The organism is Photobacterium sp. NCIMB 13483 (assembly GCF_003025475.1).
In the GTDB taxonomy this organism is placed as follows: domain Bacteria; phylum Pseudomonadota; class Gammaproteobacteria; order Enterobacterales; family Vibrionaceae; genus Photobacterium; species Photobacterium piscicola.
Map to the genome: position 1 here is coordinate 129,424 of NZ_PYLV01000008.1, position 17,536 is coordinate 146,959.

Here is a 17,536-nt window from a genome sequence, read left to right on the forward strand (position 1 = left end):
TTTGTTGTTTTTATTATCGCTATTTTTAGCTCAATGTTGCCAAATCAATATATACACCTAGATTTACCGCTTGATTATCAGGTAAGTAAGGAATTTCAGCTATTTTCTTACCTGGTAACTGTTGCTCTAACCACATTATCATCGCTGTATAATTATCCGTTTTAGGTTCGGTACAATTTGCAATCCATCCTACGATTGTTAGTCCATCAGCTTGAATTGCTTCTGCTGTTAATAACGCATGGTTTAAGCAACCAAGTTTGATACCTACCACTATAATCACAGGTAACTGCTCTTGCTTTACCCACGACGACAAATAATCGGTGTTATTTACAGGTACTCGCCACCCTCCCGCTCCTTCAATCAGCACACAATCAGATTTAGTTTTAAGGTGTACTAAACCTTGCGATAATATTTTAAACTCAATGATTTTGCGTTCTTCTGCTGCTGCAATATGAGGAGATACAGGGCGATAAAAACGGTAAGGATTAACTTCATCATAAGTCACGCTAACCGATGATGCTTGTTGCAGTAATAAAGCATCACTATTTCGTAATCCTTGTGGTGTTCTATCACAACCAGAAGCAATGGGTTTATACCCTACCATCGCGATACCTGCCTGCTCCGCAGCATTCAAAATGGCACAACTGCAAACAGTTTTACCAACATCGGTATCTGTTCCTGTCACAAAATACGCTTTATGCATTTTTTAATACTCCAAAACACACCTGATAGGTTGCAGGCAATAATCCGTTATCTAATCGAAAATAATCGTAGGCATGCTCTAACTCAATGAACGTTTGTCGCCCAATTAACCCCGCTTGACGCTGTTGCTGTAAATGGGTAGCACCAATACCTTTTAAATCTCGCATCAATTTCATTGCGGAGGAGTAATATACTGTTACTGAGTTACATTCTAATGTTTCAATCATTAAGCCCGATTGTGCAATTTCAGCTTCAATGCGCTGTTGTGTCTTAAACCTATTAACATGTGGCTTATCATCAATCTGTGACCATGCGTGTTTAAGCTCATTTAATGAACCTTCAATTAATGTGGTAAAGAAAATAGCACCATCTGATTTAACAACTCGTTGTAACTCTCGTAACGGCACACTTAAATCATCACACCATTGTAATGCTAAATTACTAAATGCGTAATCATAGCTATCATTTGCCATCACAATATTTTCAGCATCGGTATATAAATACTGGCAATGAACGCCACATCGTTGCTGCGCCTGTAATAACATTTCAGCAGAGATATCTGCCGCCGTTACTTCAAATCCTTGGTGGTGTAACTCATGACTGAAATATCCAGTTCCACACCCAACATCAATCACTGATAGTTTAGCGGGTTGCACCTGCTGCTTTGGCATTAATGCAATTAATTGATGCCCAACTTGGCGTTGAAATGCAGCTGATTTATCGTAATGCGGGGCGGCACGTCCAAAAGCATTCGCTATCGACAACTTCTTTGATTGTTCAATTAAAAATGCAGCATTAGTTTGTTTATCATCCAGCATCGATAACCTCATTCATAGCCAGAGCCAACTGATGAATATCACTTTCATTATGATTGGCTGTCAGTGTTATTCGTAAACGCGCACTGTGTGGTGCAACGGTTGGTGGACGAATAGCCCCCACTTTAATACCCCGCTGTTGTAATTGAGCAGCGATCGCCATTGTTTGGCAACTATCACCAATAATCATTGGTTTAATAGGTGTGATCGTCGGTATAAGACTCCAACTATTATCAAGATAATGATTTAAAGACTCAGACAATGTCTGTAACTTTTCTCGACGCCAAGATTGTGTCTGAATTAAGGTGCAAGCTTGACTTAATGCAGTCGCTTGAGCTGGAGGCATAGCTGTTGAATAGATATAATGACGAGCAAATTGCACTAGATATTCCGCGGTGTCTTGATTACACAATACCGCAGCACCTTGTATACCAAAGGCTTTACCAAAAGTAATAATCAATATATCAGCTTTTATACCTGCTTGATGACAACTCCCTTGTCCTTCATCTCCTAGTACACCACAGCCATGTGCATCATCAACCATCAACCAACTATGGTGTTGAGTTGTTATTTCTCGTAATGATGTTAGCGGCGCACAATCGCCATCCATACTAAAAACACCTTCTGTCACCACCAATGATGCAGTTTCTACTTCCCGTTTTATCGTTGAGAGCTGTTGTTGTAACACTGCCATATCGTTATGAGCAAAACGCTTCATCTTTGCAGGTGATAACATGCCCGCTTCAATTAAAGAAGCGTGATTAAGCTTATCTTGAAACAATTGATCCTGGGATTGTAATAGCGTAAAAAGCACCGCTTGGTTAGCACTAAAACCACTATTAAATAATAACGCGCGTTGATACCCCAACCATTCAGTTAATTGTTGTTCTAAATCCACATGTGGCGGTTGAAAACCTGTCACTAAAGGTGAAGCCGTACTACCTGCACCATATTTCGCCAACCCTTGTTGCCAAGCAGTGATAATTTTAGGCTCTTGTGCTAACCCAAGATAATCATTACTAGCAAAATTTAATATTTTTGAATTAACATCATGGCACTGTAATTGCCGATAAAGCCCTTGTTGCTGACGTGTGATAAGTGCTTGTTTATGGCGTTGATTAAAGAGAGGCATCATAGAATATGTCATCTTTTGTTGGACGTGCCACAACCCGCTCTACGACTTGTTCTAATAATTCTTGAGCTTGAATATCATCAGGTTTTGCTACTTGATGTTGGCTGTTAATCCCCAATTTAGCAAAGAGTTGCATATCTTTATCTTCACCTGGGTTTGGTGTGGTTAACAGCTTACAACCATAGAACACAGAATTTGCACCCGCCATAAAACACAAGGCCTGCATTTGCTCATTCATATCTTCTCGTCCCGCAGAAAGCCTTACCGCTGATTGTGGCATGATGATTCGAGCAACTGCAATAATACGAATAAAATCAAATGGATCGACATTCTCTGCATTTTCCAATGGCGTCCCTTTTACTTTAACCAGCATATTAATAGGCACACTTTCAGGATGAACGGGCAAGTTGGCTAATTCCACTAGCAAACCGACACGATCTCGCGTGCTTTCTCCCATTCCGATTATGCCACCAGAACAAATTTTCATTCCTGCATCACGCACATGTGCCAAGGTATCTAATCGGTCTTGATAAGTCCGTGTGGTAATAATATTGCCATAATACTCAGGAGACGTATCAAGATTATGGTTGTAATAATCCAACCCTGCCGCCGCTAATGTCTGAGCCTGATCGGTCGTGATCATACCCAGTGTCATGCATGTTTCTAGTCCCAGTTTTTTAACGCCTTGCACCATATCAAGCAAATATGGCATATCGCGATCTTTAGGGTTTTTCCATGCAGCTCCCATACAAAAACGTGTTGCTCCTGATTGCTTGGCTTTCAGTGCAGCATCCAACACACGATCAACTTCTAATAAACGCTCTTTTTCTATATCAGTACGATAATGTGCGCTTTGGGGACAATATTTACAGTCTTCAGGGCAAGCACCTGTTTTAATAGAAAGTAATGTACTGACTTGCACTTGATTCGGTTGATGAAATTGACGATGAACCTGTTGTGCTTCGAAAACTAAATCCATAAATGGTTTCTGAAATAAAGCTTGTACTTCCTCAACAGTCCAATTGCTACGAACGTCCACAATACATCCCTCTTTTCTATTTTTATTATTCAAAAACACTCTATTGTTGATAAGTATAAAAACGATGTAGAGCCGCTTTTATACTGACATCACTCGTGTAAAATTTAACCAAATAGAGATTTGCTCATCTTTAGTTGTTGGCTAGTCTACTAATAGTACGTAGACTGTCAACCTTGAATAATAATTTAGGTTTACTAGTGTGCACAAAGAACTCGCAATCGATATTGAATTCGATCAACGTCATATTTGGCATCCTTACACATCAACTATCAATCCGCTTCCATGTTACCCTGTAACTAATGCTAATGGGGTGTATATTACCCTTGAAGATGGCACTCAATTAATTGATGGTATGGCTTCATGGTGGTCTGCAATTCATGGCTATAGTCACCCACACCTGACTGCAGTGGCTAAAAATCAACTGGATAAAATGTCACATGTTATGTTTGGCGGTATCACTCACCAACCAGCGGTTGATCTCTGTAAAAAATTAGTATCAATGACACCACAAGGCTTAGATACTGTTTTTTTGGCCGATTCTGGTTCGGTTGCCGTAGAAGTTGCACTGAAAATGGCATTGCAATATTGGCATGCTAAAGGCCAATCTCGCGCTAAGTTTTTAACCCTTAGACATGGTTATCATGGCGATACTTTTGCTGCTATGTCAGTAACCGACCCTGATAACTCGATGCACAGTCTTTATAAAGACTTTGTTCCTGAACATATTTTTGCAGATTCTCCCCAATGTGGATTCAGGGATGAATGGGATGAAGATGATATTAATGATTTCTCTGAAAAATTAACTCAACATCACCAACAGATTGCTGCCGTTATTTTAGAGCCAATAGTTCAAGGTGCAGGAGGAATGCGTTTATATCATCCAACCTATTTATGTCGAGTACGTGAATTATGTGATAATTATGGCGTATTATTAATTGCAGATGAAATTGCCGTCGGTTTTGGTCGTACGGGAAAACTGTTTGCCTGTGACCATGCCAATATTAGCCCTGATATTATGTGTGTAGGTAAAGCACTCACTGGCGGATATATGACATTATCAGCGACCATCACTCATAAAAAAATTGCAGATACAATATGCAGTGGTGATGCGGGGTGTTTTATGCATGGTCCAACATTTATGGGCAACCCTCTCGCCTGTGCCGTTGCTAATGCTAGCCTTGAAATACTAGAACAAAACCAATGGCAACAACAAGTTGCATCAATTGAAGAACAACTAGCAGCTGAATTACCCCCAATAGCAGCACTTGATAAAGTAAAACAAGTACGTTGGTTAGGTGCCATTGGTGTGATTGAATTACATCAACCCGTCAATATGGTTGAAATACAACAGGCTTTTGTTAATGCTGGCGTATGGATACGTCCTTTTGGAAAACTTGTCTATATTATGCCGCCTTATATTATTACATCAACACAACTCTCATGTTTAACTCAGGCAATATACAAAGTATTAAATACATAATGCTATGTAGCTAAATAACCTTTTATTTTACCTTAGTATCATAAAGCAGACATTGTTCTATTTTAGTCTGCTTATACTGATTAAAGGTGCCCGACCAACATAATAATAACCATATATCGAGCGACGATTTCCTCATTAATCACTATGTATGTCTTAAGGTTATTATTATGCAACTACCACTTTTCCCCGTTGATATTTACTTACTACCTAACGGTATTTGCAAATTACAGATTTACGAACAACGTTATATTCGCTTAGTAAAGCTCGCCACAGCTAACCATCATGGTTTTGGCCTCTGTATGAAAATTGATGATAATCTTTGTCATTTTGGCACTCGAGTCATTATTACTGATTTTGATCCACTACCCAATGGCTTTATGAGTATCACAATTCAAGGTGCCGAAATGTTTTTGATTAATAATCATTGGCAAGATAACGATCGTCTTCATATCGGTGATACTTCACCCGTGCCTAACTGGCATAGTAAAAACATCACCTTCATTGATCAAAACATTTCAGATAACTTAAAACAACTGTTCCAGCAGCACCCAGATCATGCCAGTTATTACCCTGATCCAAAATTTGATGATATTACTTGGGTGTGTCAACGATGGCTTGAGATTTTGCCATTAGAAGTTAATCAGAAACAATGGTTCATGAGCCGTAACGATTGTAGTGCTGCATTATCTTTCTTACATACAGTGATTAATACTAATTCAAACTTAGAATAGACCCTATTCTTAATAATCACCCCATAACTACACACTCAGTTATGAGTGAATATTTATTATGTTTAATAGTAAATGTCACAATCAATCAAAATAGTATTAATATATTATTATTTAATTCAATTAATATATTTAAAAATAACCAAATAGTATTTATTATATTTCAATCAAGCACATTAAATGCATTATTAGTCGTAGATGTTCAATTATTTATGGTTAAATAATCACTGTACTGATAATCATTATCCTTAATGACAAGGAATAGTTTTATTAATTAAAATAATCACTTAAAACATTAGCTTATGTATGCAAACATATTGTTTCCAATATTGTTCTAATCACACTATCGGCTTATTTATATACTCTCCATAACAGATTGATTTTTTATAAGTATTTTTAATTTTATTGCTAACCGAATTTATATTCACATCACATTTAATTAATAAGTATGATAAATACAGAAAAAAAATAGATAGAAAGTTTCTTTTTCATGCCTACAATAATCTCCCCACTGAGGTAATCAGTACAAAAAATACTATTCACATAGTAATAATAATTAGAAATAAAATTCGTCTATTTGAATACGGAATAAGACGACTCAGCCAGGGAAAAAAACATGCTTAATCTAGCAATATCTGTCATTCCAATTTTATTATTAATTTGGATGATGACAAAAAAAAATGCGCTACCTTCACATGTTGCACTACCTTTAACAGCATTACTTATTGGTATCTTACAATTAATTTATTTTGGCACTAGCGGCCGATTATTAGCCGCAAACATTATTTCAGGCTCTTTATCAGCACTTACACCTATCTCTATTATTGCTGGTGCGATTTTATTAAATCGGACCCTCTCAATTTCAGGCTGTGAAGATGTCATTAAACAATGGTTAGAAGGCATTAGTAAAAACCAAGTCGGTCAGTTAATGATCATTGGTTGGGCATTTGCTTTTATGATTGAAGGTGCTTCAGGATTTGGCACCCCCGCTGCCATTGCGGCTCCAATTCTTGTTGGACTCGGCTTTAACCCTTTACGGGTCGCCATGTTAGCGTTAGTCATGAACTCCGTTCCCGTTTCTTTTGGCGCAGTAGGAACACCAACATGGTTCGGGTTAGGTAACTTAGGGCTGTCTGATGCAGAACTGCTACACGTAGGTAGCTTATCTGCCATTATGCATACAGCCGCGGCGATAGTTATTCCAGTTATTGCCTTAACCTTTATTGTTAGTTGGCAACAAATTCGTCGCAATATTATTTTTATTCAGCTAAGTATTTGGTCATGTACATTGCCGTATGTATGGCTTGCACAATGGAACTATGAGTTTCCAGCACTTATTGGTGGTGCTATTGGCTTAACATTATCAATACTATTTGCACGCTATAACATCGGCTTAGAAAAGAAAGTACCAATAGATACAGAAAAAACAACGGTTACTTTGCCATTTGGGCGCGTGTTTAAAGCCATGGCTCCTACCCTGTTACTGATCGTTATTTTAATTGTAACCCGCATTAAACAATTAGGGTTAAAAGGCATGCTGAATGACGCAACCCCAATGTGGAATTTCCACTTAGGTTTTGCCGACTTACACATAAGCCAAGCGTTAATTATTCACATTAGTCAAATTTTAGGTACTGACACCGCATGGGCATACAAAACGCTATATGTGCCAGCGTTAATTCCTTTTTTCTTGGTTGTTTTCGTGTCGATTCCTTTTTTAAAGATGAATAGACACCAAGTAACAACAGTATTTAGCGACACAGCATCACGAATCAAAACACCGTTTATCGCCCTAGTTGGTGCATTGATTATGGTGAAATTCATGATGATTGGCGGTGAGCACTCACCCATTATGACAACAGGTAACGCATTTGCACATTTACTGGGTAAAAATTGGCAATATTGTGCCGCTTATTTAGGGGCATTAGGCGCATTTTTCTCAGGCTCTGCAACCGTTTCCAACCTAACTTTTGGTGCAATTCAACAAAGTATTGCTCACACAGTCGGCCTGCCAGAAACAATCATTCTGGCATTACAATCGGTCGGTGGCGCAATGGGTAATATGGTGTGTATCAATAATATTATTGCAGTGTCAGCCATACTTGGTATTGCAAATAAAGAAGGTTACATCATTAAACGAACTGTTATGCCAATGATCTTATATGGCGTAATTGTTGCGATAGTGAGTACGTTTCTTTAACCACTAAATAAAAAATAGGTTGGCATACTGTGTAAGTAGATGCCAACCGCTAGTTTAACATCAACATTTCAGGCGCCTTTACGCCATTGGAGCAATAAAATGAAGGTAAACTTTTTTGTCACTTGTCTTGGCGATACTGTAAAAGCAGAAGTTGCTAAAAAGACGGTACAACTGCTTGAGCAGTTAGAGTGTGAAGTGATTTTTCCTGAACGCCAAGGGTGTTGTGGTCAACCCGCATTAAACAGTGGTTATATCGAAAAAAGCAAGCCTGCAATGAAAAGCATGATCGAAGCTTTTGAAATCAATGATTATCCGATTGTGACGCCTGCTGGTTCGTGTGCCGCTTCTGTGAAGAAATACCCACATTATTTAGAAGATGAGCCTGAATGGGCTGCCCGCGCACAAAAAGTGGCTGACCGCTTATTTGAATTAACTCAATTTGTCGTTCGTCAATTAGGTGTAGAAAACGTCGGTGCACGTCTTAAAGGTAAAGGCGTTTACCATCCATCTTGTAGTCTTATTCGTAAATTAGGCGTACGCGAAGAGCCACTTATTTTACTTAATAATGTTGAAGGCCTTGAGCTGTTACCTATCGATAACCAAGAAACTTGTTGTGGTTTCGGTGGTACTTTCTCCGTCAAGATGTCTGAAATTTCAGGCGAAATGGTGACTGAAAAAGTACAGCATATTAGCGCAGTTAAACCTGACTTCTTAATTGGTGCCGATATTAGTTGTTTATTAAATATTGGTGGTCGTATTAGCCGTGAAGGTCAACCTATTAAAGTAATGCACATTGTTGATGTGCTGATGAGTCGTTAAGAGGTCATTATTATGTCAATGAAAACTAGCAACGTTAAATTTAAAGATCGTATTCATCTAAAAATGAAAGACGAATCTATGCGTGCCGCCGTTGCCAACGCACAAGAACGTATGTTTAAAAGCCGTGCAGTTGCTGCTGAAAAACTCGGTAACTGGGAAGAATGGCGTGAAATGGGCATGGATATTCGTAACCATGTACTTGAAAATCTTGATTACTACTTGCAACAGCTGAGTGAAAATGTAGAAAAAAATGGTGGTCATGTTTTCTTTGCTGCAACCGCTGAAGATGCAACTAACTACATCGAAACGATTGTAAAGAAAAAGAACGCCAAAAAAATCGTAAAATCTAAATCAATGGTGACTGAAGAAATCGGCATGAACCAGATGATTCAGCGCAATAATTGCGAAATCATCGAAACCGATTTAGGTGAATATATACTACAAGTCGATGATTGTGATGCTCCATCTCACATTGTTGTACCTGCATTACATAAAAACCGCACCCAAATTCGCGAAGTGTTCAAAGAAAAGCTCGGTTATGACGGCACCTCAGATCCTGAAGCCATGACCCGCTTTGTCCGTGAGCATATTCGTCATGATTTTCTTGAAGCCGAAATCGGTATTACTGGGTGCAACTTTGCGATTGCAGAATCAGGTACCGTTACTTTAGTAACAAACGAAGGTAACGCACGTCTAGCCACCAGCTTGCCAAAAACACATATCGCTGTCATGGGTATGGAGCGTATTGTTCCAACCTTTGAAGAGTTTGATATTGTTGCTAGCCTATTATGTCGCAGTGCAGTTGGTCTACCATTAACAGGTTACGTAACCGCGTTAACGGGTCCACGTGAAGGTGATAACTGTGATGGTCCAGAAGAATTCCACCTTGTTATTGTCGATAATGGTCGTTCAAAAATTCTAGGCTCAGAATTCCGCCCAATTCTACGCTGTATCCGTTGTGCTGCGTGTGTTAACACTTGCCCTGCTTACCGTCATATTGGTGGTCAATCTTACGGTTCAATCTATTCAGGTCCAATTGGTGCAGTATTATCACCACTACTTGGTGGCTATGAAGATTTTAAAGACCTACCTAATGCCTGTAGTTTATGTCGTGCTTGTCATGATGTGTGCCCAGTAAAAATTCCACTGTCTGATTTGTTACTAAAACACCGCCAGATCATGGGTGAAGAAAAAATCACCGCGTCATCAGAACGTGCAGCAATCACTGGTTTTAACTTTGTTAATTCACACCCTTTCATCTGGGATAAAACAGTTAAAATCGGCGCAATTATGGCTGGAAAACTGATTAAAGATGGCAAGCTTCCCTTTAAAGTGGGTTTGCTTAATGCATGGACACAAACGCGTGATTTACCCGCACCAACAGGTCAATCATTCCGTAGCTGGTTCAAAAACAGAGATGACAAATAAGGGGCTTCCGCATGTCAGAGCAACGTATTTTTAACCGCGATAGTTTCCTTGATAATATCGCAAAACAACTTGGCCGTGAGCGTATTACTGCACCCGTAGCACGCCCAAACCTTAAATATAACTGTCACAAAGATGTATTTGCAGACAAGAGCCCAGATGAATTAAAAGCTATTTTAGTTGATTACACTGAAACAACATTAGCCTCTCAGGCATTGGTTACAACAAAAGATAAGCTAACAGAAACATTACGTAATGTATGTTTTCACTATTGCACTGATGATGGTGAAGGCCTTAATCCTATCGGAGAAACTATCTTTACTGCGGATAATCGTCTGTTAGATATAGTAAATCCGAAAGATTTAGCTGAAAAGCAACATGGTGTCTACATCTGGGATCATAGTGCAGGTTACGATGCAAACATTGCTGTTGCAGAGCGCGCTAAAGTCGGCGTAGTATTCGCAGAACAGGCATTAGCTGAATCAGGCACGATGGTACTTTATAGCCAAGCAGCACAAGGTCGAGCCGTTAGTTTGCTCCCTGAAGCCTCTGTTTTCATTGTACCTAAAAGCAATATCGTTCCTCGTTTAACACAAGCGACAGAACTATTACATCAAAAAGCACAAAATGGTGAACGTATTCCATCATGTGTGAATTTTATTTCAGGTCCTAGTTCGACAGCAGATATCGAACTGATCAAGGTTGTTGGTGTGCATGGGCCCGTCTTTGCCACCTACATCATTATTGATGATATGTAATTTTACCTATCACCAATAGTGATAAACAAACTAGCAGGATGCTAGTGGTTAAGCACTTAAACGGGAATACGAAAAAACGCAGTTATCGGACTGCGTTTTTTTTTGCGTATAATTCAGCTCTAAACAGACTATTGGAATATTGACATGCCTGCTATTGATGATCTCGTTCTTTTTACTCAAGTGATTGAGTATGGTTCATTCAGTAAAGTTGCTGAACTAAATAACATCACCAAATCTGTCGTGAGTAAACGTATCAGTAAGCTTGAAACCAACTTGGGGCTACAACTTATTTATCGTACAACCCGTAAGTTAACACTGACCGAGCCTGGCGAAGTGCTTTATCATCGCGCCAAGAGCATCAGCAATATTGCACAAACCGCATTTGACTCAGTAACAGGTTATAGTGAAGCGCTATCAGGCAAAATTCGCATGTCAGTCCCCACCATTTCAGGTGAATTAGTACTGGCTAATGCTGTCTCTACCTTTTGTCAAAAACACCCAGGCTTAATGGTTGATATGTCACTTAACAATCATTTTGTTGATCTGGTTGCGGATAATTATGATCTGGTGATCCGTACCGGTTATCTGGAAGATTCAAGCCTTATTGCTCGTCATATTTTTAATTCACGTTGGGTTATCTGTGCTTCACCCGCTTATTTGGAGCAACATGGTATACCTGAAACACCTAAGGCATTAAATAGCCATAATTGTTTAGGTTATAACCCTCAAAGCTCAGGTCCTTTTGACTGGCAATTTATTCGTCAAAATAAAATCTATACCCATAAAGTGAGTGGTAACTTTTCATCAGATAATGCCGCATCATTGAAAAAAGTCGCACTCGCTGGCAACGGAATTGCTTATTTACCTACTTGTTTAGTTTATAACGAATTACAACAAGGCCAATTAGTTGAAGTATTAGCCTCACATGCAGGAAAAGTCGTTGGTATTTATGCCGTCTATCCCTACACACGAAAGCCTGCAAAACGTATTCAGGCACTGATTGAACATATTCGCGAAAGCTATATGGAAATTAAAGAACAATTTTAGCCATCAATTAATTTCATCAATAAATGCCCATCATAAAGAGCTTGTTTCACTAATGCCGCCCCTGGCATCGTAGCTTGGGTATAGAAACGGCTTTCTTGAAGTTCAAGATCGCGATTATAAATAGGCAGTGTTTGAGAAATAACACACTCCATAATTGCGGGGTATAACACGGCTTTAGCGCGATTTAATTCACCACCAATTAAAATACGCTGAGGATTAAATAAGTTCACCATAATCGCTATTGCTTGGCCGAGGTGATGCCCCAGATCGATAATAATTTGACGAGCAAGAGAATCGCCCGCGACCGCTGCATCACAAAGCGCCTCAATAGTCAGAGTTGATGCCGTTAATACCGATGGGTGCCCTTCTTGTAAACGGGTTAAGGTTTGATCTAAAACAGCAGTTAAGCTTGCTACCGTTTCTAAACAACCATGATTACCGCAAAAACAGCGCTTACCATAAGGTTTTACCTGAATATGACCCAACTCACCAATATTACCACTACGGCCTTGCAGCACCGTATCATCTAAAATAATGCCTGCTCCTACACCATTGTGCACAGAGACTAGAATCGAGTTCGAAATACCACGTGAATTACCAAACAACTTTTCAGCTAATGCCCATGAACGAGTATCATTGCCAACAAATACAGGTAACCCTGTTGCCTGATGAATAATATCGCTTAACGGTAGGTCCTTGATGGTGTAATGCGGCATTTGTAAAACAATACCTTCAACCGCATTTACTAGCCCAGGTAGTGAGATTGCAATCGCTGAAATACGGTCAAGGGCACTAACATGATTGGCAAAAAATGTATTAATTTCTGTTAATAATTTAGTGACAACATCATCTTGCTCAACTTGATTAATATTTTGTCGCTCTTCCACTAAAATATCACCACTCAATGAGTGTAAAGCGATCGTTAAATAACCACGTCCTAATCGAATCGACAAAAATTGCCAACCTTCATTAGCAGGAACAAGTCCAATCGCAGGTCGTCCACGACTAGTAGATTCTTGATATTGTGTTTCTTTTATTAAATGTGCCTCAATTAATTCACGCGTGATCTTAGTAATACTAGCTGGCGCTAATTGGCTACGTTTAGATAATTCAATCCGCGAAATAGGTCCATACAGATCAATAAGTTTATATACGCTCCCGGCATTATTTCTTTTTATATGATCAATATGACCTGGCTGAGCGACATACATGTCGATACTCCTTGAGGAAAAACAGCGATAAATATCATTCGATTTTCAATTTTTTTACTTTGCGAAGTAATTGTGAAGTCTCTTGTACTCAGGACGTGACAGCCGTCACGAGGAATCCCTAAAGACTTCCGCTTTCGCTTCTGACATAATGATAAATCGGCATTTCGCCGAGTATAAATTCAATGAGTAAATTTAATCTCCTCCGTGCTTTTGCTAAACGTCATTCACAGGTGGCAGCTAGATTACGATATCCAAAAGTAGCGATAAGAGAAGTATGAGGTTCTGCGTGTACAAAATTAATGAAGTCTTCGAAACGATTCAAGGTGAAGGTGTATTCACTGGTGTTCCTGCTATTTTTGTCCGTTTACAAGTCTGCCCTGTTGGTTGTTCATGGTGTGACACCAAACAGACATGGACAGCTGAAACTGAAGATTTAGTCAGCGTTGAACGTATCATGATTAAAACAGAAGACTCTCCACTTTGGACCCAACTCGATGCGAATGGCATCGTTAATCTATTAGTTGATCAAGGCTATACCGCCAAACATGTGGTGATCACCGGTGGAGAACCATGTATTTATGATCTACGTCCACTAACAACTGCTTTAGAAAAAGCGGGCTTTAACTGTCAAATTGAAACCAGTGGTACTTCAGAGATATTAACCAGTGACCGAACGTGGGTAACGGTATCACCTAAAATCAATATGAAAGCAAAATTGCCTGTATTATCTTCGGCGTTAGCACGTGCAAATGAGATCAAACATCCCGTAGGCACTCATAAAGACATAGAACAATTAGAGACTTTATTGGCGCCAGTCACGCTGCGTACTGATGTCACCATAGCACTCCAACCCATCAGTCAAAAACCACGAGCAACAGAACTATGCATTTCAACATGCATCGCGCGTAATTGGCGTTTATCGATCCAAACCCATAAATATTTAGCAATTGCTTAACCCGCAGCACTTTCATCTCATGCTATAGCATCAAAGAATAACAACGCAATGATAAGACAGTATTTGCTTATCATTGCTAAAATGATCATTTCTTGACCAACCTTCTGTGTAAAATCCCACTTTCCCACATCAATTTATCAATCTAATGAGATCAATGCTTGATGCTTGACGTAAGAAAGGTAATATTACTTATACAACGATATCTTTAAGCACGTAATACTTTAATTCCAAAGTGAAGTGCCTAAACGGAGAATAACTTAAACATGACTTACGCGCCTGTAACAGACGTATTAAGCGGCAAACTAGCTATAGACAGTGAAGTCACTGTTCGCGGTTGGGTTCGCTCACGTCGTGATTCCAAAGCTGGAATTTCTTTCCTTGCCATTTATGACGGCTCTTGTTTCGACCCGATTCAGGCCGTGGTCTCTAATGAGTTAAATAATTACCAGGAAGAAGTTCTTAAATTAACAACTGGTTGCTCTGTTGAAGTCACAGGTACAATTGTTGCCTCTCCTGCTAAAGGTCAAGATTTCGAATTAGCAGCAACAGCAGTTAAAGTTGTTGGCTGGGTAGAAGATGCTGAAACATACCCAATGGCAAAAACACGTCACTCTATTGAGTACTTACGTGAAGTTGCACACCTACGCCCACGCACTAACGTAATTGGTGCTGTTGCTCGTGTTCGTAACTGCCTGTCTCAAGCTATTCACCGTTTCTACCACGAGCAAGGCTTCATTTGGATGTCTGCACCACTTATCACAGCGTCTGACTGTGAAGGTGCTGGTGAAATGTTCCGTGTGTCTACGCTAGATATGGCAAACCTGCCAATGACAGACAAAGGCGAAGTGGATTTTGACAAAGACTTCTTTGGCAAAGAAACATTCCTGACTGTATCTGGTCAATTAAATGCTGAAACTTATGCTTGTGCTCTAAGCAAAGTATACACATTTGGTCCAACTTTCCGTGCTGAAAACTCAAACACTAGTCGTCACCTAGCTGAATTCTGGATGGTTGAGCCTGAAGTAGCTTTTGCTGATCTAAATGATGTAGCAAAACTAGCTGAAGATATGCTGAAATATGTATTTAAATCAGTACTTGAAGAGCGTCGTGACGATCTTGAATTCTTTGCTTCTCGCATTGATAAAGACGTTATCACTCGTCTAGAGCAATTTGTAACGTCTGATTTTGCACAAGTAGACTACACTGATGCAATCAAGATTCTTCAAGATTCTGGTCGTCAGTTTGAGAACGATGTTGAGTGGGGCATTGATATGTCTTCTGAGCACGAGCGTTTCCTTGCTGAGCAACACTTCAAAGCACCAGTAATTGTGAAGAACTATCCAAAAGACATCAAAGCGTTCTACATGCGTATGAACGAAGATGGCAAAACTGTTGCAGCAATGGATGTACTTGCACCTGGTATTGGTGAGATTATCGGTGGTTCACAACGTGAAGAGCGTTTAGAACAACTTGATGCACGTATGATTGAAATGGGTCTAAATCCTGAAAGCATGGGCTGGTACCGTGATTTACGTCGTTATGGTTCAGTACCACACTCAGGTTTTGGTCTAGGCTTTGAACGCCTAGTATCTTACGTAACGGGCATGAGCAATATCCGTGATGTAATTCCATTCCCACGTACACCACGTTCTGCAAACTTCTAAATACCCAGTGTAATTAGTCGTAAAAAAAACCATCTTCGGATGGTTTTTTTGTTTACAATCAAGACAAACCCCAGATCAAATATATAACATTTACGCTTAATTCTTAATTATAATTTATAAAGATTGTATTCATTCCACAAATAGATTAAATTCACATGGATCATTCACATAAAGAATACATGTAACGAAGTCTCTCCCATGAAAAAATATAATAAGGATACTAAAAAGCGTCCTGTTCTCGTATTGAAAACTTTTGCCTTACTTTTTTTCGTATTCTCTAGTTTCTTTCTTATTTACAATATTTATCATCTTGAAAAATTTAAGCTCCGTTATATTGCTCGAATTCAAAATGTATATTCATATACCCGTCGTTTTGGTTCCTATTACAATAATACCCCAGAGATATACAAACCTGAAAATCATTATAAAATGAATCATGTTTCGCTAATTGTTAATACTGCAAGTAAAGTTAAGACTCTCTCTAGTGGTATAGAAAAATTACGTTCACAATTAAATAGGCTTACCAATAATAATATATGGACTATTGCCGTATTTGAAAACCCTGCGGATTACGCTCATTTTGATCCAATTAGACCAGAGTACTTAACTCAATTTGATAAATATGGCGAAAATTCAGTAATGTACCGTATTGTTCAACGGGAAGGTCTAGCTAATACTTATCAATCGTTTTACGGATGTAATATTAAACTAACAGAAAGTTATGTTGAAACAGGTTCAAATATTAAAATAAGAACCCTTTACTACCCTATTTATAATAATAAACATCTTGATGCGTTAGTCGCAATAGACATAAAAAATAATATTCTTTCTAAATTCTTACAACGTTATAATAAAAGTTATTTAACTTTACTCAATTCTAATAAAAATGGTAACATTTATAAAATAAAAGAATTATTACCTTGCTCACAATTAAACCCTATTAATATTGGTATTAATTTATTTTCTATTTTTAAAATGGTTTTTTTTCCTGCTTTAATATTAAGTTTCCTATCTAATTATTTTCAATCCTACCTAATAAAAAAAAGACATGCTATCCAACGTGATCATATGACTAATTTTTATCGTCGAGATTATTATGAGAAGAAACTATTAAAACAACGGAAATTTAATATATTAATCATAGATATTGATAACTTCAAAAAAATCAATGATACCTATGGCCATGAAGTTGGTGATAATGTAATACGTCATGTTGCAATACGTATTAATAGTTGTATCCGTAAAAAAGATATTCCAATTCGATGGGGTGGCGAAGAATTTATCATTTCATTCCCTGAAATGAACCGTCAACAATTATATTTTAAAGCTAAAAAAATATGTCAAGCAGTCGCCTCCGATTCTATATTGAATATTGATATCACGGTATCAATTGGTGGCGTATCAGATACAAATATACACTTTAACGATGCTTATAAAGAAGCGGATAAAGCCCTCTATTACTCAAAAAACAATGGAAGAAATCAATACACTATTGCCTAAATAGATAAAATTTAAGCAATATAGGTCAATAAGCTAACTAAAAAATACCTTCAGAGAATTT

15 protein-coding genes are annotated in these 17,536 nt (G+C 38.5%); 10 read left to right on the plus strand and 5 right to left on the minus strand.

Translation table 11 applies throughout. The features are described from left to right. Positions 1 to 25 precede the first annotated feature (25 nt). The 4 genes from bioD to bioB are packed head-to-tail and all read right to left on the minus strand — an operon-like array spanning position 26 to position 3,688. Positions 26 to 703: a dethiobiotin synthase gene (gene bioD / locus C9I86_RS08860; protein ID WP_080156628.1), complete on the minus strand. Its 678-nt coding sequence runs from the start codon at positions 701 to 703 to the stop codon at positions 26 to 28. After that, positions 696 to 1,520, minus strand: coding sequence for a malonyl-ACP O-methyltransferase BioC (bioC, locus tag C9I86_RS08865; RefSeq protein WP_107276168.1), 825 nt, complete (start codon positions 1,518 to 1,520; stop codon positions 696 to 698). The genes bioD and bioC overlap by 8 nt, the downstream gene beginning before the upstream one ends. Continuing rightward, positions 1,510 to 2,649: an 8-amino-7-oxononanoate synthase gene (bioF, locus tag C9I86_RS08870; RefSeq protein ID WP_080157171.1), complete on the minus strand. Its 1,140-nt coding sequence runs from the start codon at positions 2,647 to 2,649 to the stop codon at positions 1,510 to 1,512. Before bioF ends, bioC begins: the two co-directional genes overlap by 11 nt. Beyond that, complete coding sequence (bioB, locus tag C9I86_RS08875) at positions 2,636 to 3,688, minus strand: biotin synthase BioB (RefSeq protein ID WP_080156630.1); 1,053 nt, start codon at positions 3,686 to 3,688, stop codon at positions 2,636 to 2,638. Before bioB ends, bioF begins: the two co-directional genes overlap by 14 nt. Before the next feature lie 199 nt (positions 3,689 to 3,887). On the opposite strand from bioB, the gene bioA reads away from it, so the two are divergent. The 7 genes from bioA (at position 3,888) to C9I86_RS08910 (ending at position 12,145) form a co-directional block, all read left to right on the plus strand. Continuing rightward, positions 3,888 to 5,168, plus strand: a complete 1,281-nt coding sequence (gene bioA, locus C9I86_RS08880; protein WP_241956870.1) for an adenosylmethionine--8-amino-7-oxononanoate transaminase — start codon at positions 3,888 to 3,890, stop codon at positions 5,166 to 5,168. A 167-nt stretch (positions 5,169 to 5,335) separates the two neighbouring features. Continuing rightward, positions 5,336 to 5,899, plus strand: coding sequence for an LON peptidase substrate-binding domain-containing protein (locus C9I86_RS08885; protein WP_107276169.1), 564 nt, complete (start codon positions 5,336 to 5,338; stop codon positions 5,897 to 5,899). Between the two features lie 613 nt (positions 5,900 to 6,512). After that, on the plus strand, positions 6,513 to 8,096 hold the full coding sequence (locus C9I86_RS08890; protein ID WP_080156632.1) for an L-lactate permease: 1,584 nt from the start codon (positions 6,513 to 6,515) through the stop codon (positions 8,094 to 8,096). A gap of 99 nt (positions 8,097 to 8,195) precedes the next feature. Beyond that, positions 8,196 to 8,915, plus strand: a complete 720-nt coding sequence (locus C9I86_RS08895; protein ID WP_080156633.1) for a (Fe-S)-binding protein — start codon at positions 8,196 to 8,198, stop codon at positions 8,913 to 8,915. A 12-nt stretch (positions 8,916 to 8,927) separates the two neighbouring features. Beyond that, positions 8,928 to 10,343, plus strand: coding sequence for a LutB/LldF family L-lactate oxidation iron-sulfur protein (locus C9I86_RS08900; protein WP_080156634.1), 1,416 nt, complete (start codon positions 8,928 to 8,930; stop codon positions 10,341 to 10,343). Positions 10,344 to 10,354: 11 nt separating this feature from the next. Next, entirely contained in the window at positions 10,355 to 11,098 is a 744-nt protein-coding gene (locus C9I86_RS08905) for a lactate utilization protein C (protein ID WP_107276170.1), read from the plus strand. A 144-nt stretch (positions 11,099 to 11,242) separates the two neighbouring features. Further along, positions 11,243 to 12,145, plus strand: a complete 903-nt coding sequence (locus C9I86_RS08910) for a LysR family transcriptional regulator (RefSeq protein ID WP_107276171.1) — start codon at positions 11,243 to 11,245, stop codon at positions 12,143 to 12,145. Here the strand turns inward: C9I86_RS08910 and C9I86_RS08915 are convergent. Next, complete coding sequence (locus tag C9I86_RS08915) at positions 12,142 to 13,356, minus strand: ROK family protein (RefSeq protein ID WP_080156637.1); 1,215 nt, start codon at positions 13,354 to 13,356, stop codon at positions 12,142 to 12,144. The two genes, C9I86_RS08910 and C9I86_RS08915, sit on opposite strands and share 4 nt — an antisense overlap. 274 nt (positions 13,357 to 13,630) lie before the next feature. Between C9I86_RS08915 and queE the strand changes: the two genes are divergently transcribed. From queE to C9I86_RS08930, 3 genes are all read left to right on the plus strand, one after another. Continuing rightward, on the plus strand, positions 13,631 to 14,311 hold the full coding sequence (gene queE / locus C9I86_RS08920) for a 7-carboxy-7-deazaguanine synthase QueE (RefSeq protein WP_199190763.1): 681 nt from the start codon (positions 13,631 to 13,633) through the stop codon (positions 14,309 to 14,311). A 263-nt stretch (positions 14,312 to 14,574) separates the two neighbouring features. Next, on the plus strand, positions 14,575 to 15,975 hold the full coding sequence (asnS, locus tag C9I86_RS08925) for an asparagine--tRNA ligase (RefSeq protein ID WP_080156639.1): 1,401 nt from the start codon (positions 14,575 to 14,577) through the stop codon (positions 15,973 to 15,975). 198 nt (positions 15,976 to 16,173) lie between these two features. Beyond that, positions 16,174 to 17,475 (plus strand): GGDEF domain-containing protein, encoded by a 1,302-nt coding sequence (locus tag C9I86_RS08930; RefSeq protein ID WP_107276173.1) that lies wholly within the window; start codon positions 16,174 to 16,176, stop codon positions 17,473 to 17,475. The last annotated feature ends 61 nt before the right edge of the window (positions 17,476 to 17,536 follow it).